This is a genomic window from Shinella curvata (assembly GCF_022899935.1).
In the GTDB taxonomy this organism is placed as follows: Bacteria; Pseudomonadota; Alphaproteobacteria; order Rhizobiales; family Rhizobiaceae; genus Shinella; species Shinella curvata.
Genome location: NZ_JALJCJ010000001.1, coordinates 359,752 through 383,512, shown reverse-complemented (window position 1 = coordinate 383,512; position 23,761 = coordinate 359,752). Strand labels below are relative to the sequence as shown.

The window sequence follows — 23,761 nt, the reverse complement described above, 5'->3', positions numbered from 1 at the left end:
GATTTGTCTCTGTGGTTGGCGCGCTTGGGCTCGCGCACATATCGGTCTTTTGCGCTCCCATAAACGAAATGCCGCACTTTCACAATCGCCGTGACGCCCGATCCCCCGATTTCCGGCCTTCCGGCAAGTTTCAGTGGGACGAAAGTTCGCATTGCACTTTTGTCGTCGTTTTGATTTATGGGCGGAGAAGCCTTTGATGGCTGAGAGAATCTACGGGAGTCACGGATGACCAGTATTCAGGATCGGGAAAAGGCCTTCGAGGCCAAGTTCGCACTGGACGAGGAGCTGCGCTTCAAGGCCGAAGCACGTCGCAACAAGCTGCTCGGCCTGTGGGCTGCCGGCCTGCTCGGCAAGACCGGCGAGGAAGCGGATGCTTACGCCAAGGACGTCGTTGCGGCGGACTTCGAGGAAGTCGGGCATGAGGATGTCGTGCGTAAGGTGAAGGCCGATTTCGATGCCGGCGGCGTTGCCCGCAGCGAAGACGAAATTCGCGTGCAGATGATCGAGCTGCTCGCCGTTGCGATTTCGCAGCTCGAAGCCAAGTAAGCGATCCCATCGCATTCAATCGGAAAGCCGCCTGCCTCGTCGGGCGGCTTTTTGTTTTGATCTACCGGTTGACGGCGCGCCGCACTTCGTTTTGCAGGTCGCGCACATTGCCCGTCTCCATGCGCCATTCTTCCTGGCGCACGAAGTCCGGAACAGCATGCGCCGGCATGGGCCGGGCAAGGGCATAGCCCTGCAGGATATCGCAGCCGAGATCGCGCATGATGGCCACATGAGCCGGCGTCTCGACCCCTTCCGCCACCACCTGGATGTTCAGGGAGCGCCCGATCTCCACGATGGTGCCGACCAGTTTGCGCTGCGCCGGCGAACGGTTGACCGGCTTGACGAGTTGGCGGTCGATCTTGAGCCGGCGGGGGCTGAGCTTCATGAGGCTGACGATCGAGGCGTGGCCGGTACCGAAGTCATCGATCTCGATATCGATGCCGAGCTTGCGCATCTCCGCGAGGTTTTCCAGCACCGTACGGTCGCAGTCGTCGAGGAAGATCGATTCCAGAAGTTCGAAGGAAAGCGACTGCGGCGCGATCTTCAGCGCGCGCAGCGACCGCCCCAGCTCGGGATCATGCAGGCGCTTGGAGGAGACATTTGCAGAAATCTTGCCGATGCCCAATCCGAGAGACTGCCATTCGGCGAAGTCAGCGAGGGATTTTTCGAGCACGATGCGGTCGATCGTTGCCACGCAATCGAGATCTTCGGCGATCTTCAGGAACGCGTCCGGCGCGAGGATGCCGCGCGTCGGATGATCCCAGCGAGCGAGTGTCTCGACGCCGAAGATATCTAGCGTACGGGCACAGAATTGCGGCTGGTAGTAGGGCAGGAACCGACCCTGTTCGATACCGGAGAGGATTTCGTCCGCCGTCTGCTTGTTGACGATGATCTGCGCCTGGAAATCGCTGGTGAAGAATTCGTGTCGGCTGCGGCCACGGTTCTTGGCGCGGTAGAGCGCGAGGTCGGCATTGACGAGCAGCTGCTTGGCATCGATGGCCGCGCCCGACTGGCTGGCAATGCCGACGGACGCGCCGAAGCGGCAGATGTGGCCATTGAAGGTCACGGGCTTGCGCATGGCCTCGACGATCGCCTCGGCGAGCACGGAGAGATTGCGCCCGTTCGGCCCCGAAGAGAGGAACACGAACTCGTCACCGCCGATGCGCGCGACGAAATCGCCGGGACCCTTGAGCTCCCGCAATACGCTCGCGGCATGGACCAGCATCTGGTCGCCGGCAAGATGGCCGAGCGTGTCGTTGATTTCCTTGAAACGGTCAAGGTCGATATGCAGCACGGCGAGGCGGCTGCCCGATTCCTGCGCTTGCCTGGCGGCCTCCTGAATGGTGGCATCAAGGTAGCGGCGGTTGGGCAGTCCGGTGAGATGATCGTGCAGGGCGGTGTACTCGATGCGCGCCTTGGCGGCTTCAAGTTCACCGGCGCGGGCTTCGGCCAGTTCCTTGGCGTGCGTCAGTTCCTCCTGAAGCTCGACGTCATCGGTCACATCCCAGTTGGCACCGATGAGGCGGGGGACGCCTGTCGTGTCGATATAAGGAGCCGAGCGGCCGCGCAGGTGCCGGATTTCCCCGTCACCCCTGACGATTCTGAATTCGTTGGCGAAATCCCGGCCGATGAAGATGCCTTCATCGACCCTCGCCATCGCCTTGTGACGGTCCTGCGGGTGCAGCGCGCGTTCCCAGGTCGTGGCATTCGGCTCTTCGGTCAGGCCGTACATCTCGACCATGCGATCGTCCCATTGCACTTCGTTGGTCCTGAGATTGACCTCGAAGACACCGATGCGCGAGACGTCGAGAGCCAGTTCCAGGCGGCGCGACATCTGGGCCAGACGCTCCTCGGCCTCCTTGCGCTCGGTAATGTCGGTATCCGTTCCCGCGATGCGGCTTGGCTTGCCGTCCTCGCCATATTCGACAACGGCGCCGCGGCTTTCGATCCAGACCCAATGGCCGTCCTTGTGCCGCTCGCGATAGGCGAAGATGCTGAACGGTGTCTGGCCGGTTTCCTGTTTCTGGATATGGGCGATGACATGGGCCCGATCATCGGGATGCACGCTCTGGATCCAGGTTTCCAGCGAGGCGTCTATCGGATCGTCCGGCTGCAGGCCGCGGATGGTGCGCCACTGGCGGGAATAGAACAGATCGCCGCGGGAAAAATCATGGTCCCACACACCCTGGCCGGCAGATTCCAGTGCGTGGTTCCAGCGTGCCTCCCGTTCGGCCAGTTCCAGCGCGTTGCGTTTGCGCTCGTCGACGTCGATGGCCTGCACGATCATTGCCGGCGACGCGTCGTCGCCGGGAAGAGCCGGGGGCGCGATGAAGGAGGCGAGCACCCAGAATTCGGTGCCATCCGGTCGCTGGAAGCGGATTTCCCAGGGCGCCTGCTCGGGAAGTTTCGGATGCATCGCATAGGCGATGATGGAGCGATCTTTCGGGGAAACACAGGCGTCGAAGACGGGCAGGTCATCAACCGAGGCGGCGGCGAAGAGCCGCAGAAACGTGGCATTGGCCTCGATGATGCGGCCTTCTGTATCAAGCGCGGCAAAGCCGAAGCCGGATCGCGCGAAAAGCTGACGATACAGCGGTTCGCGTTCCGTTTTATCCACGGCAATAGAGGTCGAACCGGGTGGTTTGGCCATGAAACGCGGCGCCTGCAAAGAACTCAACAGGCTTAGCGTGCAGGATTTCTATGAAATTCCTCTTAATGCTGAAATGCGGTGCGGTCAGACCGGCGGCTTGAGCTTGCTGAGGAACTGCGCGAACACCATGGTTCCCTCCGGCCACGGACCATGGCCGGACGCGGTATTTATATGCCCGGCTTCCCCCGCATCGAGCAGCAGCGAACCCCAGCAGGCCGCGATGTCGTCTGCATGCTCATAGGTGCCGAACGGATCGTTCCGGCTGGCAACGACCAGCGATGGGAAGAAAAGCGGCTCGCGCGAATAGGGGCCGAAGGTCGTCAGATGCGCCGGCTCGATGTCCGGCTTCGTGAGATCGGGCGGCGCTACGAGAAAGGCGCCGGCCACCTTGTTGCCGAGATGCGGTGCGGCATGGATGGCCGCAGCAACCCCCAACGAATGAGCGACCAGCACGACAGGCTTGGACGCCGCCGCGACTTCGTCGACGATCCGCTGCACCCAGTCTTCACGCACCGGCTTTTCCCATTCCGCTTGTTCTACGCGGCGCGCCGAACCGAGCTTGGACTGCCAGCGGCTCTGCCAGTGCTCGGGGCCGGAATTGGTATGGCCGGGGACGATGAGGATTTCTGCTTCAGACGCTTTCATGCGGCGGGATGTGCGTTCACGAAGTGCTGAAGTCAAGAGGGTGAGACAAATCGGGCGGGCAGGTGTATGATTCTCCCTCTCAATGCCAATCACGGCCATCCGTGGGGGCGGACGATTTGCCCTCGACACATGCGGACGCCGTGGCGGTTTTCAACCGGCAAGGAGGAATGGTCATGACGGCTTTTCATGTGATGGCAGGCTCCGGTGACATGGCGACACGTCCCGCCGTGCGGCGGATCGGAATGTCCGATGTCCGGGACGCACTCGCACGCGGCTTCGAAGATTTTCGCGCCAAACCGTCCCACTACGTCTTTCTCAGTCTCATCTACCCGATCTGCGGCGTCGTGCTGATCACGTGGAGTTCCGGGGCGAACATGCTGCCGTTGATCTTTCCGCTGATCGCCGGCTTCGCGCTGCTCGGGCCGTTCCTCGCGCTTGGCCTCTATGAAATCAGCCGACGGCGGGAACGCGGCATGGACGCATCCTGGCGCCACGCACTCGCGGTGCGCCATTCGCCGGCCCTGCCATCCATCCTCGCCGTCGGCGCCATGCTGACGGTGCTGTTCGTGGCCTGGCTGGTCTTTGCCCAGATGCTTTATACCAGCCTCTTCGGGCCGGAGCCGCCGCGTTCGCTGGCGCTCTTCCTCGCCTCCATCTTCAGTTCGGAAAACGGGTTGCTGCTGGTGCTGGCGGGCAATGTCATCGGCTTCTGCTTCGCGCTCGTCGTGCTGGCGACAACCGTGATCGCCTTTCCGCTGATGCTCGACCGGGACGTCGGTGCTGTCGCGGCCATCGAGACGTCGTTGCGCGCGACGCTCGTCAATCCGGTGCCGATCGCGTGCTGGGGCCTCGTCGTCGCGGCGCTGCTGATCGTCGGCACGATCCCGCTCTTCGTCGGTCTTGCCGTGATCATGCCGATCCTCGGCCATGCCACCTGGCATCTCTACCGCAAGATCGTCGTCGAGGAACGATGACCGCTGTTTCGTGGGCGGCGGCGCCTGGAGGAGAGCGTTGCCGTCCACCAGAGGGGAGCGATGGCGCCACTGGCGCCATCGCTGCTGTTTCCTATCTGGTCAGCGGGTAGCACTTGTCGGTGGAAAAGGCGCCGTCCTTGAACCCCATCTGGCAGACGACGACCGCCTCGTCCTTCTGCAGGAAAACGGCATAGCTTTCCGCGATCGGCGACACGTTGATGATGTCGTAATCGGCCTTCAGCAATTCGATGATGGATTGCGGTGTTTCCGCCAGCGCCTCTCCGGCGAGGAAAACGGTGGCAAGGAGTGCAGCGGCAAATTTCATGTTCGGCCTCCCAGGGTCGTGCGGCATTGCACGCGCGGGAAGTCTAATACAGGGAAAACGGCCGGCGAAGATGCTCGCCGGCCGACTTTCAGCTTTGTCTCAGACCGTGCCGAAGACGCGGCGGAAGATCGTGTCGACGTGCTTGGTGTGGTAGCCGAGGTCGAATTTTTCGCGGATCTGCTCTTCGGTGAGGGCAGCGCGCACTTCGGTGTCGGCCAGCAGTTCTTCCAGGAAGTCCGCACCCTTTTCCCACACCTTCATCGCGTTGCGCTGCACGAGACGATAGGAATCTTCGCGGGAAACGCCGGCTTGCGTTAGGGCAAGCAGGACGCGCTGCGAGTGAACGAGACCGCGGAACTTGTTGAGATTCTTCAGCATGTTCTCTGGATAGATCACCAGCTTCTCGATGACGCCGGCAAGGCGGTTCAGCGCGAAGTCGAGGGTGATCGTCGTGTCCGGGCCGATGCCGCGCTCGACGCTGGAATGCGAAATGTCGCGCTCATGCCAGAGCGCCACGTTTTCCATGGCGGGCGTCACGGCCATGCGCACAAGGCGGGCGAGACCCGTCAGGTTTTCCGTCAGCACCGGGTTGCGCTTGTGCGGCATGGCGGAAGAACCCTTCTGCCCCGGCGAGAAGAACTCTTCGGCTTCCAGCACTTCCGTGCGCTGCATGTGGCGGATTTCAATCGCGACGTTCTCGATCGACGACGCGATGACGCCGAGCGTGGCGAAGAACATGGCGTGGCGGTCGCGCGGGATGACCTGTGTGGAGACCGGCTCCGGCACGAGACCCAGCTTCGCGCAGACATGTTCTTCGACGCGCGGGTCGATATTGGCGAAGGTGCCGACGGCGCCGGAGATCGCACCGGTCGCGATTTCCGCACGTGCGGCGACGAGGCGGGCGCGGTTGCGATCCATTTCGGCATAGAAGCGGGCGAGCGTCAGGCCCATCGTCGTCGGCTCGGCGTGGATGCCGTGGCTGCGGCCGATGCGGATCGTGTCCTTGTGCTCGAAGGCGCGGGCCTTCAGCGCCGTCAGAACGCGGTCGACGCCGGCAAGCAGGATATCGGCGGCGCGTACGAGCTGGATGTTGAAGGTCGTGTCGAGCACGTCCGACGAAGTCATGCCCTGGTGCACGAAGCGGCTGTCGGGGCCGACGAATTCGGCGAGATGCGTCAGGAAGGCGATGACGTCATGCTTGGTCACGGCCTCGATCTCGTCGATGCGGGCGACGTCGAATTCGGCCTTGCCACCCTTTTCCCAGATCGTCTCGGCAGCCGATTTCGGGATGACGCCGAGGTCGGCGAGCGCGTCGCAGGCATAGGCTTCGATTTCGAACCAGATGCGGAACTTCGTTTCGGGCGACCAGATGGCGACCATGTCCGGTCGGGAATAGCGAGGGATCATCGGTTCTAGACTTTCCTTGGGAGGGTGGGAATTGCCGCCGCTTTAGCAAAGATGGCCGGCAAGCTCAACGCATGTATCTGGGCATGGACAGCGCAAGCCATAGGCTGGCGCCCGCCAGAAGCGGCAGGCCGACCGGCAGATAGAGCCGCAGGCCCATGACGAGAAACTGATAGACGGCGCCGATGGAGGTGAAGACGAACTGATAGACCCAGATGCGCGTGCCGAAGGGCTGATGCCACCGCGCATAGAAAAGCCGGTACTCCATGGCGAAGAAGAAGGCCGTCATGGCGATCGTACCGAGGCTGAGCAGAACGAAATGGGCGGAAAAGCGGCTTTCGGTTCCGCGCCTTCGCGTCAGGAGCCGCGCGAGCGGCAGGGCGATCGGCCAGGCGAAAAGGCCGCCGGCGAAGTAGATGAGGAGAAGCTTGTCGAGATGAAAGTTCGCGTCGCGGCCCTCCATATGCAGGGAGACAAACGCACAGGCCGTCATCACCAGCCCCCAGGCGAAAGCCCCGCCGAGACAGAGCGCAAGAGAGGGAAACACGGCCACGGTTCCGTTGCCGAAGGGCGTATCCCTTCCTGCCGCGACGGATCCCGATGCGTGCATGTCAGGGCCGGAAGGGGACGGCGATCCAGCGGCCGTCGGCACCTTCGAAACCGAAGCTGCGGACCAGCACGAGCGCCACGTGAACAGGATCGGCGCCACGCGGATGGAAGGTCATGGCGCCAGAAATCTGGTAGGAGAGCGGGCAGTTGCGGCTGTCGGGCACCCGTGTGTCCTCGTGGAGCACCGTATCGGCCGTTTCGCCTTCGCGCTTGACCAGCTTCAGTCGGAAACCCGTGCCGCCCTCGGGTGTGATATCCCGGCACCGATCGGACGGCTTCAGCGGAATGTTCTCAAGCGCCAGTGCGAAGCTGCCGCCGGGCGTCGGTTCGATGGCGTGGGGAAGATAGTCGATGCGCTCGCGGTCGGCACCCACTTCGCCCATCGGGTTGAACGCGGCGAGCACGCCGGGATTGTCGGCGAGTTTGTGGCTCTCGATCAGGCTCCTGGCCTTGTCGCGGCTTTCAGCGCGCGCCTTGCCGAGGCCTACGGACTCGTCGTCGATGCGCACGCGGATCGGCGTGCCCGAGAGATAGGTGTCCTTTTCCGTATCGATGAAATAGACGTTGGAATAGGGAAAGCCGGAACCGTCCTGGATGCCGAATTCTTCGAAGGCGAAGACCTTGCCGTCGGGCGAGAAACCGAGCGGCTGGAAGGTCGCGAAATCGCCAGCCGAGGCACTGGCCGCCATCAGTGCGGAGGCAAGCAGGCCGGACGCCGTTTTCCGCAAGATGGTCACGTCCGTGCTTCCTCCGCGTTGCGGCGCAGAGTGTCGATGGTTTTGCGGTAGGCGTCAACATGGCCGCCGCCGAAGATCGCTGAGCCCGCGACGAAGACGTTCGCGCCCGAAGCAGCCGGCATTGCGATCGTATCGATTGCAATGCCGCCATCGATCTGAATTTCGATCGGCCGGTCACCGACGAGCTTGCGTACGCGGCGCAGCTTTTCCTGCATGGCCGGAATGAATTTCTGGCCGCCGAAACCGGGGTTGACGGTCATGACGAGAATAAGGTCGATCTTGTCGAGCAGGTAGTCGAGCACACTTTCCGGTGTCGCCGGGTTGATCGCGACGCCGGCGCGCTTACCGAGCGCGCGGATCGCCTGCAGCGACCGGTCGAGATGCGGGCCGGCCTCGGCATGCACGGTGATGCCATCGCAGCCTGCCTTGGCGAAGGCCTCGAGATAGGGGTCGGCCGGGGCGATCATCAGGTGGCAGTCGAAGAAGGCGTCGGTATGCGGACGCAGCGCCTTGATGACATCGGGACCGAAGGAAATGTTCGGCACGAAATGGCCGTCCATGATGTCGAGATGGATCCAGTCCGCCCCCGCCGCGACGACGTCGCGCACTTCCTGCCCGAGCTTGGCATAGTCGGCGGCGAGAATGGAAGGGGCGATCCGCATGGGAAGGGTCATGTCAGGCTCCATCGGCAAGGATTTTGGCGTCGCCATATCATCCCCGGCAAGAGGGAACAACGGGCGAATTCACCGTTCCGCCCAGCTCGGCTGCACATCGCCGTCCATCGGTGTGGCGTCGTGCACGCCACGGGCGATGGCGCGCGCCATGGTGGCGGCGGCGGCGGCGCAGAGCGCGATGAAGTCCTCCGGCGCAGGCGCACGGCCGCTTTTTCCCGTCGCAAGCGCGAAGACGAGGTCGCCGTCGAGCGGCGTATGCGAGGGCCAGATCGCGCGGGAAAAGCCATCGTGGGCGGCGATCGCAAGGCGCTTCGCTTCTGCCTTGGTCAGTTGGGCGTCGGTTGCGATAACGGCGATGGTGGTGTTTTCCGTGCCGGTCGGGCGAGCGGAGAGTTTTGTGCGCGGAATGCGGGCGTCTTGCGGGAAGGGCACAGGCAGGCCGAGGCCGCCGAATTCGCCGTTTTCCTCGAAGGGGGCGGCCCAGAAATGCCGGGTGGCGCCGATCGTAGCGGAGCCGAGTGCATTGACCGCCACGAGCGCACCGACCGTAAAACCTTCGGCAAGCATGCTGGAAGCGGAGCCGAGGCCTCCCTTGAAGCTGGCGGTGAGCGCTCCGGTACCCGCCCCGGCGCTGCCGGTGTCGAAATCGACGCCCGCGTTTTCCAGCGCTGCGTAACCAAGATCTCGGTAGGGTGAATAGCGGCCCCAATCCTTGTTTCCGGCGTTCATCAGGTCGAAGAGGATCGCGGCGGGTACGATAGGCACGCGGTGCGGGCCGACGGCAAAGCCGCGCTCTCTTTCGCGCAGACCCGCCTGCACGCCGGTCGCCGCGTCCAGCCCGAAGGCCGAGCCGCCGGAAAGCACGACGGCATCGACGGTCTGGACCGTATTGTGCGGCTCCAGCAGGTCGGTTTCCCGTGTGCCGGGGGCGCCGCCAAGCACCTGCACGGCAGCCGTCGCCGGCTCCTCGCAAAACACCACGGTGACGCCGGAGCGCAAAACGTGATCGGTCGCGTTGCCGACCTGGAGGCCCGCGACATCGGTGATGAGGTTCCTCTCACCCGGTCGCATTTTATTCGCTTTCCAGTGCCGCGTTGGCCGGCACGAAAGCGCCAGCCCTCCAGACGAGCAGGCGGTAGGGGTTGGCGCCGAGTTCGTGATCCGCGCCGAAGGCGAGGGGCCCGATTGCCGTTTCGAAGCGGCCGGCGGCGAGTTTTTCCAGCAGGTCGCCACCTTCGGCCGCGGCCGCCGCGAGCGCCGTCACGGCCGCATGGGCCGGCAGGACGTAACCTTCCGCGACGATGCCGCGTGCCAGCATGGCCTTGGCTACCGGTTCGCCCTCCGGCTGCGACTGATAGTCCGGCAAGGCGATCGCCTGCACGCCGTCGGTCATCGCCACGGTCGGATCGGCGCCGATCAGCGCCTCGCCGCCAAGGAGGACAAGAGGTTGCTTCTCCGCTGCTGCGTCACGCGCAATGACGGCGACATCCGCTCGGTCGCCGCCGACGAAGACATGGGTGACGCCGGTCTTGGCCAGCCGCCGCACGAGGGTGAGCTGTTGCTCCTGTGCCGGGCGAAACGTATCGACGAAGGCCGCCTTCAGACCTACTTCCTCAAGCCGCAGCCGGACGGTCTCCACCAGTTCGCGGGCATGGATCGTGCCGTCGTCGATGAGCGCGAAGGGATCGGATTTCCAGTCGCGGGTGATGATTTCGACCGCCTTGTCCGCCTCCGCTTTCGGCCCGGGAGCCAGGCGGAAGAGCGGCCACTTCCTCTTCAGCGCATCCTCCATGAGGATACCGGAGCGTACCGAGAGCGTGATGGCCGGCACCTTCGCCTCCGCGAGCGCCGGAAGGGCGGCGGCAAGCCCCTCCGTGCAGAGGAAGCCGACGGCAGCATCGGCACCCGCCGAAAGGATCGCCTTGGCGATGGCGGTGCCATCCGTCTCGTCGCAGGCTTCCGGGATTTCCACGACCGTGTCGCCGTTCGCTTCGGCGGCAAAACGTGCGCCGTCGCGCACCTGCTGCCCGAGAATGGCAAGTGGCCCCGCCTCGGGCGCTACGACGGCGAACGTCAGGCCGGCCGCCATGGCCGGGGCGCCGGCGAGCAGGACGCCGCCCAGGAGGCTCACAAGGAAAACGGTCTTCATTCTTAATCCACCGGTGGCGATGGCCCTTTGTACGGTCGGGATTGCACAGGTCAAAGGAAATATGGACGGCTTTTGCCTCTTGTCTCTGGCATGACAGGAAAATTCGACATCAGGGGTTACATTTTTTTTCACTTTCGCCATGTATCACCAGATGTCGAAGGAGAATGCCGTGTTGGACAGGTTGATGCTGGATGCGTCGCTCTACCGCGATGCGATGAGCCGTTACGCCGGCCATGTACAGATCGTGACGACAGCCCACGACGGCGAGAAACGCGGCGTGACCATCACTGCCGCCTGCTCGGTCTCGGACAGCCCCGCCATGGTGCTCGCCTGTGTCAACGCATCCAATCCGAAGAATGCGATTTTCTCCAAAAGCGGCAACTTCGCGCTCAACACGCTTGCCGCCAACCAGATGCATCTTGCAAACGCCTTTTCCGGCCGCGATCCCGCACTCAGCGCCGAAGAACGTTTTGCGATGGGAGACTGGCATGAACTGGTGACGGGTGCGCCCGTGCTGAAGGGCACGCTTGCCTCTTTCGATTGCCGGCTCATCGAACTCAAGGTCATGGCGACCCACATGATGCTGATCGGCGAGGTGAAGGGCGTTTCCTTCGGCGAGCACAAACCGGCGCTTCTCTATATGGACCGGGGCTACCGCACGCTATAGTCTCATCCTCCGGAGTGGAGGATTTGCGTGCCCTATCAGCGTGGACACATCCCGCAATCGATCGACGAGACCGTCGAGATGCTGGCCTCGGGCAATTATCTTGCCGGGCGCTCACTCGCGACGGTGTTGTTCCTGTCTCTGCGCATGAAACGACCGCTCTTCCTCGAAGGGGAAGCGGGCGTCGGCAAGACGGAGATCGCCAAGGTCCTGTCGGCAGCCCTCGACCGGCCGCTGATCCGCCTGCAATGTTACGAAGGCCTCGACATCTCCTCGGCCGTGTATGAATGGAACTATCCGGCCCAGATGCTGGAAATCCGGCTTGCCGAAGCCGCCGGGACGACCGACCGCAGCCGCATCGAGGCCGATATCTTCTCGGAGCGCCACCTCATCCGCCGCCCGGTCTTGCAGGCGCTTTCCTCGTCTAATGGTCGCCCTCCCGTTTTCCTGATCGACGAACTCGACCGCACGGACGAGGCCTTTGAAGCCTTCCTTCTGGAAGTGCTTTCCGATTTCCAGGTGACGGTGCCGGAGCTTGGCACCATCCGCGCCGCCGAACCGCCCATCGTCATCATCACCACGAACCGCACCCGCGAGGTGCACGACGCGCTCAAGCGCCGCTGTCTCTATCATTGGGTGGACTATCCCGCGGCTGCGCAGGAACTCGAAATCATCCGCCGCAAGGTGCCGGGTTGCAACGAGACGCTTTCGCGGCAGGTTGTCGCCTATGTGCAGAACCTGCGCGGGCTCGATCTGTTCAAGAATCCCGGTGTCGCCGAAACCATCGACTGGGCAACGGCCCTGACCGAACTCGACCGCGTGGCGCTCGATCCCGAAACCGTTTCCGACACGCTCGGCACACTGCTCAAGTACCAGGACGATATCGCGCGTATCGACGGGGCCGAGGGGCGCAAACTGCTGGAGGACGTGAAAGTCGGCCTGGCGGCGGCGGGCTGAGTGATGGCGGCACGGGTGGATAACGAGGTTCTGGGCACCGCTGGGGACGGCAGGCTTGCCGACAATATCGTGTTTTTTGCGCGCGTGTTGCGCAAGGCGGGCCTGCGGCTCGGCCCTGCGGCCGTAGCGGACGCGATCGAGGCGGTGCGGGTGATCGGCATCGGCGAGCGCGAGGTGTTCTACACGGCGCTCCATGCGACGCTGGTCAAGCGTCACGAGGACGCCGCCGTTTTCGATGAGGCTTTCCGGCTGTTCTGGCGTTCGCGCGACCTCGTGGGAAAGATGATCGCACTGATGTCGCCCGTCGTGGCGCGCCATGAAGAGCGGGAAAAGCGCAAGGCGGGCGAAACGCGTGTCTCCGACGCGCTGTTCGGCGGGCGCGAAAACCAGAAGCGCCAGCGCGACGAGCCGGATATCGAGATCGATTCTCGCTTGACCGCCTCGGGTAGCGAGGTCTTGCGCCGCACCGATTTCGCCCAGATGTCCGCCGCCGAGCTTGCCGCCGCCAAGCGCGCCATCTCACGCCTCGTGCTGCCGATGGACGAAGTGCGCACGCGCCGTTTCCGTCCATCGAACAGGAGTGTCGCCATCGATGCACGCGCCACGATGCGCCATGCCATGCGTACGGGTGGCACGCTCATCCTGCCGCGCCACCGGGAGCCGAAGACGGTGCATCCGCCGCTTGTCGTGCTTGCCGATATTTCGGGCTCGATGAGCCAGTACACGCGCATCTTCCTGCATTTCCTGCATGCGCTCGGCGATAGTCACAGGCGGGTGCATGCCTTCCTATTCGGCACGCGGCTGACGAACGTCACGCGCCCGATGCGCCATCGCGATCCGGATATCGCGGTGGACGCGTGCAGCCAGACGGTCAGCGACTGGTCCGGCGGAACGCGCATCGGTGAGACGCTGAAGGAATTCAACCGTCTTTGGTCGCGACGGGTACTGGGGCAGGGCGCTATCGTTCTGCTCATCACGGACGGGCTGGAGCGCGAGGGCATCGACCTGCTGGAAAGCGAGATGGATCGTCTGCACCGCTCGTGTCGTCGGCTGATCTGGCTCAATCCCCTGCTGCGCTTCGAAGGTTTCGAGGCGCGGGCTCGAGGTGTACGGGCCATGCTGCCGCATGTCGACGAATTGCGCCCGGTGCACAATCTGGAGTCCATGGCCGATCTGGTGGCGGCGCTCTGCGGTGCCGCGCCAAGCGGAACCGGCGACCCGCGCCGCGTTCTGCCGGCGGCTTGAGGAGGAACTATGGAATTGGATGAAACGCTCGACCCGTTGACCATCGCGGAGCGCTGGATGGATGATGGACGCATGGTGGCGCTCGCCACCGTCGTCGAGACCTGGGGGTCAGCGCCGCGCCCTGTCGGCAGCCATCTGGTGATCGACGGGGAGGGCCGTTTTCACGGTTCTGTCTCCGGCGGCTGCGTGGAGGGAGCGGTGATCGGCGAGGCCATGGAGGTGATCGGCGACGGTGAACCGCGAATGCTGGAATTCGGCGTGGCGGACGAGACCGCCTGGCGTGTCGGCCTGTCCTGCGGCGGGCGTATCCGGGTCTATGTGGAGCGCGTCGGCTGATGGATCCCTTTCTTCTGCGCAAGCTGAACACGGAACGCACGGCGCGGCGCGCCGTCATTCACCTGACGGATCTCGGCGATGGGCGCGACCGGGTGATCCGCGAAGGCGACCCGGTCGCCGGGCCACTCGGCGACGCACTCGCAAACGCCTTTCGTTCGGGGAAATCCGGGCTGGTGGAGGCGGAAGAGAGAAGCTTCTTTCTCAATGTTCACCTGCCGCCTGCCCGCATCTTCGTCATCGGCGCGGTCCATATCAGCCAGGCGCTGGCGAAGATGGCGGTCGTCGCGGGCTTCGATATCACGATCATCGATCCGCGCACGGCCTTTGCCACGGAGGAACGTTTCGCCGGCATCGACCTCGTCGCGGACTGGCCGGAGGATGTGCTGGAGAAACGCCCGCTCGATGCCTATACGGCGCTCGTTGCCGTGACGCATGATCCGAAGATCGACGATCTTCCGCTGTCGCGGGCGCTTGCGACCGGGTGCTTCTATGTCGGTGCTCTCGGCAGCCGGAAAACGCATGCCAGGCGTGTCGAACGCCTGGCGGCTCTTGGCCACGGCGAGGCGGAGATCGCGCGTATTTCCGCGCCTATCGGCCTCGATATCGGTGCCGCAAGCCCTGCCGAGATCGCCGTCGCCATTCTCGCCGACATCATCGCGCATCTGCGCCGCCGGCCGCTGCGCGGGGCCGCATCATGATCTTTGGTGAAGTTCCCGTTCACGACGCGGTCGGCGCGCGGTTGGCGCATGGCGTGCGCACCCGGGGCCTCTCGCTGCACAAGGGGCATGTGGTGACGGCGGAGGATCGCGCAGCTCTGATTGGCGAGGCGGTTGCCACGGTCATCGTGGTGCGGCTGGAGGCCGGCGATATCGGCGAGGACGAGGCAGCCTCACTGATTGCGCAGGCTATTCCGCCGGACCATCTCACGTTCACCCCGTCCGCCACGGGCCGCATCAATCTGCATGCCGCAACCAATGGCCTCTTCGTCGCCGATCGGGCGGCGATCGACCGCTTCAACCGGGTCGATCCCGCCATCACCATCGCCACCCTGCCGGATCACGCAAGCGTTGCCGCCGGCGACATGGTGGCAACGATCAAGATCATCCCGCTCGCCGTTCCGCTCGATCTTGTTCGCAAGGCCGCGGCGGTGATGGCCTCGAGCCAGGCGCTGGAGGTCAAACCCTTCGTCGCCCATCGTGTCGGCCTCGTTGCGACGGAGCTGCCCACGCTCAAGATTTCGGTCATGGACAAGACGCGACGGCTCGTCGAACAACGTCTGCATGCATCCGGTAGCCGGCTAACGAGTGAGAGGCGTGTGCCGCATCGTGCGCAGGAGCTCGCTGCGGTGATTGCGGAAACGGTCAAGGAAAACGACATCGTTCTCGTTTTCGGCGCGTCCGCGGTGACGGACGTGAGCGACGTCATTCCCGCCGCCATCCGCGCGGCAGGCGGTGTAGTCGAACATGTCGGCATGCCGGTCGATCCCGGTAATCTGCTGGTTCTCGGCCGCGTCGGTAACGTACCGGTCATCGGCGCACCGGGTTGCGCGCGCAGCCCCAGGGAGAACGGTTTCGATTGGGTTCTCGCCCGCATTTGCGCTGGAGAAAACCCTGGGCCCGAGGAGATTACCGGCATGGGTGTCGGCGGCTTGCTGAAGGAAATTCCGAACCGTCCGCAGCCCCGCGACCTGCGGGCATCGGAGCGGCCGCTTTCGGTCGCCGCCCTGGTGCTGGCGGCCGGCCGCGCCAGCCGCATGAACGGTAGCCACAAGCTGCTCGCCGCTTTCGATGGTCAGGCACTGGTGCGACGCTCGGTGGAGGCCGCGCTTGCCGCAAGCCCGGCACGCGTGCTGGTGGTGACGGGGCATCGGGCGGACGAAATCGAGGCGGAACTGGCGGGCCTCGAGGTTGATGTCATTCGCAATCCGGATCATGTGCAGGGCATGTCGACATCGCTGCGCGCAGGCGTTTGCGCGCTCGGTTCGGGTTGCGACGGTGTGGCGGTGATGCTGGCCGACATGCCGCATGTCACCGGCGCGGATGTGCGCCGGCTGCTGGATGCCTTTGCGGCGTCGGGTGGCCAGGCGGTGGTTCGGGCGGTCTCGGGCGGCAAGCGGGGCAATCCCGTCATCCTGCCGCGGACCACATTTTCCGCGATCCTCCAGCTCGAGGGCGATGTCGGGGCGCGGCATATCGTGGAAAGCGCGGGACTGGATATCGTGGATGTGGAGATCGGCGCGGCGGCTCATGTCGATGTGGACACCCCTGAAGCGGTGCTTGCCGCCGGCGGCGTTCTGAAAGGGTAGGACATGGATCGGGACGGGATCGAGGAAATGTTCCAGGCGCTGAGGCCGGTGACGATCAGGCGCATGTTCGGCGGCAAGGGGATCTATCACGAGGGGCGCATCCTCGCGCTGGAGGTTCAGGGTGAAATCCTGCTCAAGGCCGATGCCCGTAGTGCGCCGGATTTCGAGACGGCCGGCAGCCGGCAATGGGCCTACGATGGCAAGCAGAGCGGCAACCCTGTGAAAATGCCCTACTGGTCGGTTCCCGAGGCTGCCTTCGACGATCCGGAAGAGATGGCGGTGTGGGTGCGGCGCGCCTATGAGGCCGCGCTCCGTGCGAAGTAGGGCCGGAAATTCGCCACAATCAAACTTGACTTTATTTATCATGTTGTCCATTACCGGACGGTTGCGCGTGGCTGCGCGCGGCGTGAAGTCCGGTGAGGTTCCCATGCAGTATAATCGTTTTCACGCGTCGACGCTTCTGGCGGGCTCGGCCATGGCGCTTGCGCTTCTGGCACTTGCTGCGCCGGCCCGCGCGCAGGATGCGGGACCGACGGAACTTCAGGCTGTGAATGTCGAGGGCGACAGTAATGGTGACAGCGTCGTCGATATTCCGGCGGCCGTCTCCAAGTCGGATCGCATCAAGGTGCAGGAGCGCTATGCAGGCGATGCGACGCAGGTTCTGCGCTCGACGCCGGGCACTTTTACGCGCGAACCCGCCGATCAGCCCGGCATCACCGTCAACATCCGCGGCATGCAGGGCATGGGGCGCGTCAACAGCATGATCGACGGTGTTCCCCAGACTTTCCGCAACCTTTCCGGCCATGGCGGCACCTTCGACAATCTCCTCTACGTCGAGCAGAACATGCTCGTCGGCGTCGATGTCACGCGCGGCGCGGTTTCCGGTGCCGAGGGCATGGGTACGCTGGCGGGCGCCGCCAATTTCCGCACACTCGACGTTGACGATGTGCTGCTCCCCGGCAAGGACGTCGGCGTGATGTCGAGCGTGCGCGCCGGCACCAACGGCTTCGATTATTCGCGTCTTCTGGCCGGCGCCGCCCGTACGGATCTCGGCGAGGGCGAGATGAGTGTCGTGGGTGCGCTCAGCGATACGAAGAAGAGCCCCTATGAAAACGGCGCCGGTATCATCTACCCCTTCGGTGGTGACCAGCATCCGAAATCCGGCCTCTTCAAGGTGAACCTGTCACCGAATTCCGACCACAAGCTGCAGCTCGGCGGCATCTGGTATGGCAACGAGTTCCTGCCGGGCACATCCGGCTACAACTGGGTCATCAACAACCAGACCTATACGGCCAAGTATTCCTATACGCCCGGCGACGACCTTTTCGATCTGCACGCCAACGCCTACCTCAACATCACGGATTTGGAATTCGACGGGACGAACGGCAATGTCACGTCGTTCGACGGGCGCAAGGGCACCAACACCACAACCGGTTTCGACATCTCCAACCGCATGCGCTTCGATCTTAACGACGAAACCGAGTTGAAGCTCTATTACGGCGCCGCCTACAGCCGGGACAGATACAAGGGCAATGCTAAGCGCGGTGCGAACCCCGACGGCACCTTGGTCAAGGCCGGCACCTTTGCGGAAGCCACGATCAGTCGCGGCATTTTCGATGTGACCGGCGGCCTGCGCTACGATTACTGGTCGCTCGAAGGCATCACAGGGTACCATGCGCCGGGCACCAACGGTTGCCCCGCGGCGGGCGATCCGTGCCCCATCGACACACTCTCCCGCTCGGGCAGCGACTTCAACCCGAAGATCACCGTCTCGGCGCGGCCGTTCGACTGGCTGCAGCCCTACATCACCTACGCCCACACCTCGCGCCCGCCGACTGCTTCTGAAGTGTTCTATCCGGGTGGCCACAGCTTCGACGGCTCGTCCGATCCGATCAACAACAACCCGAACCTGTTGCCGGAAAAGAGCCGGGGCGTGGATCTCGGCGTCAACCTCACGGGCAGCGACCTCCTGACCAATGGCGACGAGGGCTGGCTGAAGATCGGCTATTTCCACAATCGCGTCCGCGACTACATCACCTTCGACCTCGATACCGACGGCACGATGCGCTGGGTGAATGTCGATGGTACGACGATCATGAAGGGCGTGGAAATAGAAGGCGGCTACGATGCCGGCAAATATTACGCCGGATTCTCGGTGACGATTGCCGACACCGCCCAGCCGGAGGGCGTTGCCGCCGGCGTTGGCGACGTCGGCAAGCTGCCCGACGATTTCGCGACGCTCGATCTCGGCATGCGCTTCTTCGACGAGGCGCTGACGGTCGGAGGCCGCATGCGCTACACCGGCAAGAGCAAGCAGGCCTATATCAACGAGGACATGGCCTACAATCTGCCGAGCTACACGCTGTTCGACGCACATGCCTCCTGGCAGATCAACGAGAACGCAAAGGTGTTCTTCAACGTCGAGAACGTTTTCAACAAGGACTATATGAAGGCGAATTCCGGCCTGATGGACAATTACGCCGGCATCAAGAACGGCCGCGGCCGGACCTTCATCTTCGGCGCCACTGCGAAATTCTAGCAGGTTTACGGACGCTTAGGCCCGGCGACGGCGGATTGCGTCGACCGCATCCGCCGCAAAGCGCGAGAGCGGTGCGGGCAGGGCGTCGAGCGGGAACCAGCCGAGTTCCGGCAGCTTCTCCGGTTCGACAACGCGCGCCTCACCGGAAAAATCCTCTGAGACATAGATGAGCGACAGCCAGTGCTGGCGCTCTTCCACGATGATCTGTTCGGAAACGCAGAGGAAATCGACCGCGCCGATCGCAAGGCCGGATTCTTCCTCGGCCTCGCGGCGCGCGGCATCCTTCGCCTGTTCCATATGGTCGACCTTGCCGCCGACGATGCTCCAGGAGCCAGCCTCAGGCGCGCGCAGGCGCCGATAGAGCAGGAGCTTGCCGTCACGCAAAAGTGCCAGGCCGCATCCGAGGCCTGGCACATCGATACCGGGAATGGGCATTGGAGCAACTCCAGCAAAAGTGTGAATCGGTTTTGCGTTCGGAGTTGCTTAGGAATTCAGCAGATCAGGCCTTGCCGGCGATCAGCATGAAGGCCGGGATTTCGTCGCCGAAGCCGAGCGGCGTCGGGCCATCATCCTCGTCACGGCGGTAGCGGTTGCGACGATCACGGTTGTCATCGTTGGCCGGGCGCGGCGCGGCATGGTTTGCGGCGCGCGGGTTGCGAGCGGGATTGTTCTGCGGCCGCCCTTCCGCCTTGCGTTCAGCTTTCACGGCTTCCACCTTCTCTTCGATCTCAACGGTCTCGGTACGGGTTTCCGTAGCGCGGGCTTCGCCCTTGTTGCGTCCACGGGAACGATCACGGTCGCGGTCACGACCACCGCGATCGCGCCCGTTGCGGGGCCGTTCGCGCTCCTCGCTCTCGGCGACCGGCGGCAGGTCCTCGATGCCACCGCTCAGCCATTCGACCTTCTGGTCGATCAGCTTTTCGATCGCATCGACGAACTTTCCGTCGCGCTTGGAGACGAGGGTGAAGGCGGCGCCCGAACGGCCGGCACGACCGGTGCGGCCAATGCGATGGACATAGTCCTCGGCGTGGATCGGGACGTCGAAATTGAAGACATGGCTCACATCGGGGATATCGAGGCCGCGGGCTGCGACATCGGAGGCCACGAGAAGCGTGAGCTTGTTTTCCTTGAAGTTGGCCAGCATCGTCGTGCGGGCACGCTGGTCCATGTCGCCATGCAGCGCGCCGACGGAGAAGCCGTGGCGATCGAGCGAGCGGAAGAGATCGGCGACATCGACCTTGCGGTTGCAGAAGATGATCGCGTTCTTGAGGTCGTCCTGCGCGCGGATCAGATCGCGCAGCGTGGCGCGCTTCTCGTAATCCTTGCTGTGGGTGGCGACGAAACGCTGCGTCACGGTCTTGGCCGTGGAGGACGGCGGCGCCACTTCGATCCGCTCCGGGTTCTGCAGGAAGCGGTCGGCCAGCTTCTGGATCTCCGGCGGCATGGTGGCCGAGAAGAACAGCGTCTGGCGCGTGAAGGGGATGAGCTTGGCGATGCGCTCGATATCGGGAATGAAGCCCATGTCGAGCATGCGGTCGGCTTCGTCGATGACCAGGATCTCGACGCCGGTCATCAGGAGCTTGCCGCGCTCGCAATGGTCGAGCAGGCGGCCGGGGGTGCAGATGAGAACGTCTGCGCCGCGCTCCAGCTTGCGGTCCTGCTCGTCGAAGGAAACGCCGCCGATGAGCAGCGCGACGTTGAGCTTGTGATTCTTGCCGTACTTCTCGAAGTTTTCCGCGACCTGTGCGGCGAGTTCGCGCGTCGGCTCGAGGATCAGTGTGCGCGGCATGCGGGCACGGGCGCGGCCCTTTTCGAGCAGCGTCAGCATCGGAAGGACGAAGGAAGCGGTCTTGCCGGTGCCCGTCTGGGCAATGCCGAGAATGTCGCGCCGCGCGAGCGCCGGCGGAATGGCGCCAGCCTGGATTGGGGTCGGGGTCGTGTAGCCCGAATCTGTAACAGCGGACAGGACTTTCTGGCTCAGGCCAAGATCAGCAAAAGTGGTCAAAGGAAAAAGGTTTCCGTTCCGGTTCTTGCGAACGCAATGGGTTGTAGCGGGCACATCGCCGCTAGGATGCAGCGCACTTAGGCCGAAACCGCCGGAAAGTCAAGGAAATCAGCGAATTTGGTAAATCCGCAAGCAATTTGAAGCCTCTGGCGATCGCTTTTGGCTTTCGAAGGGGCTTCGGCTTGCGTTACGTCAATCCATGTAGGTGGTCAGTTTCATGCCCGCCGTCAGGAACCGCATGGGGTCGACCGCCTTGCCGTCGCGACGGACTTCATAATGCAGGTGCGGGCCGGTGGAGCGGCCCGTCGTGCCCGAGAGGCCGACCGCGTCGGCGGCTTCGACATGATCGCCGACCTTGACGAGCACGCGCGAGAGATGGGCGTAACGGGTGGTCAGGCCGTCGCCGTGGTCGATCTCGACCATGTTGCCATATCCGCCGTTGCGACCGGCGACGACGACAGTGCCAGCGCCGGTGGAGCGCACTTCCGTGCCTGTGCCAACGCGGAAATCGATGCCGGCATGCAGTGCCAGGCGGCCCAGGAACGGGTCCGTGCGATTGCCAAAACGGCTGGTGATGCCGGCGCCAGGCGAGGGGTTGCCGAAGGGCAGCTTGCGCGCCGTGCGGCGGACGTTGTCGAGACGGTCCAGTGCGTCATCAAGGTCGTTGATCGAGGCTTGGAAAGGGTCGTTGAAGGCCTCCGGCTCGACGAAGGGGCCGCCAATGCCTGTTTCCGCATCGGTTTCGGCCGCCTCCGCGACATCGAATCCGCTGCGCTGCAGGATCGTCTGGATCGCATTGGCCGTCTCGGAGGCTCCTGCCGTAAGCGACTGGATGCGACCGATCTGTTCGTGCTCAAGGTCCTTAAGGGAAAGGGTGACGCGGGAAAACAGCCGGTCGGCTCGATCCGCGACCGATTCGCCCGTTGCGGCATAGGCGAGCGCGGACGATTTTTGCGTGGCGCCACCGGTTGAGCCCATGATGGCGTCTATCGCGCCGGAGGCATCCGCGCGGCGGCCGTCCGTGACGGGTTTTTCATCGGGCAATGGCCCGTCGTCCAATGCGCTGCCGGCGTCGGCGCGATTGAGCAGGGCGTCCAGCTTGCCGTGCCGTTCGGAGAGCGCGAGCTGCTGCTGCATCAGCTTCGCAACTTTTTCCTCCACGACCTGCTGATCGAGGAGCTGGCGGCTGGTAACGCGGTCCACCTGGGCGCGAAGGGCGGAGATGCGGTCCTCGTAGTCGTGCTGCATGCGCGCCTGGCGCGCCATCGTTGCGCCGATCAGGTCGTCGCGCAGCACGAGATAGGAGGTCGCGGCAAGGTAGCCGACGGTGAACATGCCGGCAAAGCAGAAGGTGACGGCCGCCATCCAGGGCCGGATGGTCATGTGTCGGATCTTGTCGCCGCTTGCCAGGATAACGACATGCTTTTGCGCGCGCTTTCCGAATACGCGGTTTTCAGGACGCTCCGCCACCACAAACTCCCCGACCGATTCACTTGGTCTCGTGTCGGGAATTACACATTGTTAGGGTTAATAAAGCCTTTCCGGAGAGGCATTTAAGTGTGAAACATTAGCTTTGGCTGACGGAAACCAGCGCGCGGTAGAAGGAGGGCGTGAGGCCCGCTTCGGCACGCGCGACGTCGTTGAACGGCGGCTTCAGCGGGCCGCGGAAATTGCTGCGCACGAGCTGCTTGAAGGTCGCGGCCGGATCCTTCTTTTCGCGGGCGCAGAGGAAACGGAACCACTTCGCACCGACCGCCACGTGACCCTTTTCATCATTGTAGATGATGTCGAGGATATCGGCGCTGGCGTGATCACCGGTTTCGCGCATTTTCATCTGCAGCGTCGGTGTCACGTCGAGACCGCGTGCCTCCAGGATCAGCGGAACGACGGCGAGGCGTGCGGTGAGGTCGTTGCGCGTGTCATGCGCGGCCTGCCACAGCCCGTCATGCGCCGGCAGATCGCCATAATCGGCGCCGAGTTCGCGCAGTCGGTCGCGAATGAGGCGGAAGTGTTTTGCCTCCTCGAAGGCGACCTGCATCCATCCGTCGAAGAAAGAATGCGGCACGCGCTCCGTGGTAAAGCGCGCGACGATGTCGAGCGCGAGATCCACGGCGTTGAGCTCGATATGGGCGAGCGCATGAAGGAGCGCGATGCGACCCTTCTGGGTGTGAAGGGAACGCTTTTCCATGTGCTTCGGCGGAATGAGCTCCGGTTTCTCCGGCCGGCCGGGCCGGGCCGGCAGCGCAGGGTCGAGCGGCGATCGCAACGAGAGGGTGCGGGCGAACCAGCGACGGGCGGTCTCCTGCGTCAGGTCCGCTTTCAGGTCGAGATCGGCCGAGGCGATGGCCGCCGTCGCGCCGCCGCGCAGGCTTTCAATGTGGGGAAGATTAGCCATTCCAAACCTTTGTCAGGAAAACCTAAAGCTTTTTTGCGGTTTCGAGAACAGCTTCGACATGGCCTTTGACTTTCACTTTCGACCAGATTTCGGCAATCTTTCCCGTCGCATCGATCAGAACCGTCGTGCGCTCGACGCCCATATAGGTGCGTCCATACATGCTTTTTTCTTTCCAGACGCCATAGGCTTCGAGAGTCTGAAGGCTCTCGTCAGATGCGAGCGGCACGCCGAGATCATGTTTCTTGACGAACTTGTCGTGTTTCTTCACGGGGTCGGGTGACATTCCGATAAGCGCTACGCCGGCCGCCTCGAAATCCGCTTTTGCGGCGGTGAAGTCCTTGGCTTCCATGGTGCAGCCTTCGGTGTCGTCCTTCGGATAGAAGAACAGTACGACAGGTTTGCCCCTGTAGTCCGACAGCGAAAGCATGCCGCCGCCATCGCGCGGAAGGTTGAAATCCGGCGCTTCGACGCCCGGTACCAGTTCTGCCATGGGATTTCCTTTCTTTGGCCGGCTTTTTGAGTCAAGCAACCGGCCTCCCGCATATATAGTGGCTGACAGAATCGTCCAGCGACGACAGGACGAGGCGTAGCGATTCCGTGGG

At 63.5% G+C, this 23,761-nt stretch carries 24 protein-coding genes; 10 read left to right on the top strand and 14 right to left on the bottom strand.

The window, feature by feature from the left end; all coding sequences use genetic code 11:
- Positions 1-225 precede the first annotated feature (225 nt).
- On the top strand, positions 226-546 hold the full coding sequence (locus MUU55_RS01910; RefSeq protein ID WP_244759073.1) for a DUF1476 domain-containing protein: 321 nt from the start codon (positions 226-228) through the stop codon (positions 544-546).
- A gap of 61 nt (positions 547-607) precedes the next feature.
- Here the strand turns inward: MUU55_RS01910 and MUU55_RS01905 are convergent, their stop codons facing one another.
- Positions 608-3,196: a sensor domain-containing protein gene (locus tag MUU55_RS01905; RefSeq protein WP_244759072.1), complete on the bottom strand. Its 2,589-nt coding sequence runs from the start codon at positions 3,194-3,196 to the stop codon at positions 608-610.
- An 84-nt stretch (positions 3,197-3,280) separates the two neighbouring features.
- Positions 3,281-3,841, bottom strand: coding sequence for an RBBP9/YdeN family alpha/beta hydrolase (locus MUU55_RS01900; RefSeq protein WP_244759071.1), 561 nt, complete (start codon positions 3,839-3,841; stop codon positions 3,281-3,283).
- Positions 3,842-4,014: 173 nt separating this feature from the next.
- Between MUU55_RS01900 and MUU55_RS01895 the strand changes: the two genes are divergently transcribed.
- Positions 4,015-4,815: a DUF2189 domain-containing protein gene (locus MUU55_RS01895; RefSeq protein WP_244759070.1), complete on the top strand. Its 801-nt coding sequence runs from the start codon at positions 4,015-4,017 to the stop codon at positions 4,813-4,815.
- Positions 4,816-4,906: 91 nt separating this feature from the next.
- Here the strand turns inward: MUU55_RS01895 and MUU55_RS01890 are convergent, their stop codons facing one another.
- The 7 genes from MUU55_RS01890 to MUU55_RS01860 all read right to left on the bottom strand — a co-directional run bounded on the left by MUU55_RS01890 (position 4,907) and on the right by MUU55_RS01860 (position 10,713).
- Entirely contained in the window at positions 4,907-5,140 is a 234-nt protein-coding gene (locus MUU55_RS01890; RefSeq protein WP_244759069.1) for a hypothetical protein, read from the bottom strand.
- 99 nt (positions 5,141-5,239) lie between these two features.
- The gene (purB, locus tag MUU55_RS01885; protein ID WP_244759068.1) at positions 5,240-6,547 is read right to left on the bottom strand and encodes an adenylosuccinate lyase; all 1,308 of its coding nucleotides are present in this window, start codon (positions 6,545-6,547) and stop codon (positions 5,240-5,242) included.
- A gap of 64 nt (positions 6,548-6,611) precedes the next feature.
- A complete protein-coding gene (locus MUU55_RS01880; RefSeq protein WP_244759067.1) occupies positions 6,612-7,154 on the bottom strand; it encodes a hypothetical protein in 543 nt (180 codons plus the stop codon).
- A 1-nt stretch (position 7,155) separates the two neighbouring features.
- Positions 7,156-7,890 (bottom strand): DUF2259 domain-containing protein, encoded by a 735-nt coding sequence (locus MUU55_RS01875; RefSeq protein ID WP_244759066.1) that lies wholly within the window; start codon positions 7,888-7,890, stop codon positions 7,156-7,158.
- On the bottom strand, positions 7,887-8,564 hold the full coding sequence (gene rpe / locus MUU55_RS01870; RefSeq protein ID WP_244759065.1) for a ribulose-phosphate 3-epimerase: 678 nt from the start codon (positions 8,562-8,564) through the stop codon (positions 7,887-7,889). Before rpe ends, MUU55_RS01875 begins: the two co-directional genes overlap by 4 nt.
- Positions 8,565-8,633: 69 nt before the next feature.
- Positions 8,634-9,635, bottom strand: coding sequence for a P1 family peptidase (locus MUU55_RS01865; protein ID WP_244759064.1), 1,002 nt, complete (start codon positions 9,633-9,635; stop codon positions 8,634-8,636).
- A gap of 1 nt (position 9,636) precedes the next feature.
- Positions 9,637-10,713: an ABC transporter substrate-binding protein gene (locus tag MUU55_RS01860; RefSeq protein WP_244759063.1), complete on the bottom strand. Its 1,077-nt coding sequence runs from the start codon at positions 10,711-10,713 to the stop codon at positions 9,637-9,639.
- A gap of 151 nt (positions 10,714-10,864) precedes the next feature.
- Here MUU55_RS01860 and MUU55_RS01855 point away from each other — a divergent pair, with 151 nt between their 5' ends.
- The 8 genes from MUU55_RS01855 to MUU55_RS01820 all read left to right on the top strand — a co-directional run bounded on the left by MUU55_RS01855 (position 10,865) and on the right by MUU55_RS01820 (position 18,759).
- Positions 10,865-11,380 carry a flavin reductase family protein gene (locus MUU55_RS01855; protein ID WP_280518835.1) on the top strand — a complete coding sequence of 172 codons (516 nt, stop codon included), beginning with the start codon at positions 10,865-10,867 and terminating at the stop codon, positions 11,378-11,380.
- Positions 11,381-11,458: 78 nt separating this feature from the next.
- On the top strand, positions 11,459-12,334 hold the full coding sequence (locus tag MUU55_RS01850) for an AAA family ATPase (protein ID WP_244759844.1): 876 nt from the start codon (positions 11,459-11,461) through the stop codon (positions 12,332-12,334).
- Positions 12,335-12,337: 3 nt separating this feature from the next.
- Entirely contained in the window at positions 12,338-13,579 is a 1,242-nt protein-coding gene (locus MUU55_RS01845; protein ID WP_244759061.1) for a vWA domain-containing protein, read from the top strand.
- Between the two features lie 9 nt (positions 13,580-13,588).
- On the top strand, positions 13,589-13,915 hold the full coding sequence (locus MUU55_RS01840; protein WP_244759060.1) for an XdhC family protein: 327 nt from the start codon (positions 13,589-13,591) through the stop codon (positions 13,913-13,915).
- Entirely contained in the window at positions 13,915-14,613 is a 699-nt protein-coding gene (locus MUU55_RS01835) for an XdhC family protein (protein ID WP_244759059.1), read from the top strand. The genes MUU55_RS01840 and MUU55_RS01835 overlap by 1 nt, the downstream gene beginning before the upstream one ends.
- Complete coding sequence (locus MUU55_RS01830) at positions 14,610-16,220, top strand: NTP transferase domain-containing protein (protein WP_244759058.1); 1,611 nt, start codon at positions 14,610-14,612, stop codon at positions 16,218-16,220. The genes MUU55_RS01835 and MUU55_RS01830 overlap by 4 nt, the downstream gene beginning before the upstream one ends.
- Positions 16,221-16,223: 3 nt before the next feature.
- Positions 16,224-16,544, top strand: coding sequence for a TfoX/Sxy family protein (locus MUU55_RS01825; protein WP_244759057.1), 321 nt, complete (start codon positions 16,224-16,226; stop codon positions 16,542-16,544).
- A gap of 103 nt (positions 16,545-16,647) precedes the next feature.
- Positions 16,648-18,759, top strand: a complete 2,112-nt coding sequence (locus MUU55_RS01820) for a TonB-dependent receptor domain-containing protein (RefSeq protein WP_244759056.1) — start codon at positions 16,648-16,650, stop codon at positions 18,757-18,759.
- 15 nt (positions 18,760-18,774) lie between these two features.
- On the opposite strand, the gene MUU55_RS01815 is transcribed toward MUU55_RS01820, so the two are convergent.
- From MUU55_RS01815 to MUU55_RS01795, 5 genes are all read right to left on the bottom strand, one after another.
- Complete coding sequence (locus tag MUU55_RS01815) at positions 18,775-19,194, bottom strand: NUDIX domain-containing protein (protein WP_244759055.1); 420 nt, start codon at positions 19,192-19,194, stop codon at positions 18,775-18,777.
- Between the two features lie 64 nt (positions 19,195-19,258).
- On the bottom strand, positions 19,259-20,764 hold the full coding sequence (locus MUU55_RS01810) for a DEAD/DEAH box helicase (protein ID WP_244759054.1): 1,506 nt from the start codon (positions 20,762-20,764) through the stop codon (positions 19,259-19,261).
- Positions 20,765-20,956: 192 nt separating this feature from the next.
- Positions 20,957-22,234, bottom strand: coding sequence for a M23 family metallopeptidase (locus MUU55_RS01805; protein ID WP_425314124.1), 1,278 nt, complete (start codon positions 22,232-22,234; stop codon positions 20,957-20,959).
- Positions 22,235-22,331: 97 nt separating this feature from the next.
- The gene (locus tag MUU55_RS01800) at positions 22,332-23,159 is read right to left on the bottom strand and encodes a ferritin-like domain-containing protein (protein WP_244759052.1); all 828 of its coding nucleotides are present in this window, start codon (positions 23,157-23,159) and stop codon (positions 22,332-22,334) included.
- Between the two features lie 22 nt (positions 23,160-23,181).
- A complete protein-coding gene (locus MUU55_RS01795; RefSeq protein ID WP_244759051.1) occupies positions 23,182-23,649 on the bottom strand; it encodes a peroxiredoxin in 468 nt (155 codons plus the stop codon).
- Positions 23,650-23,761: the final 112 nt, after the last annotated feature.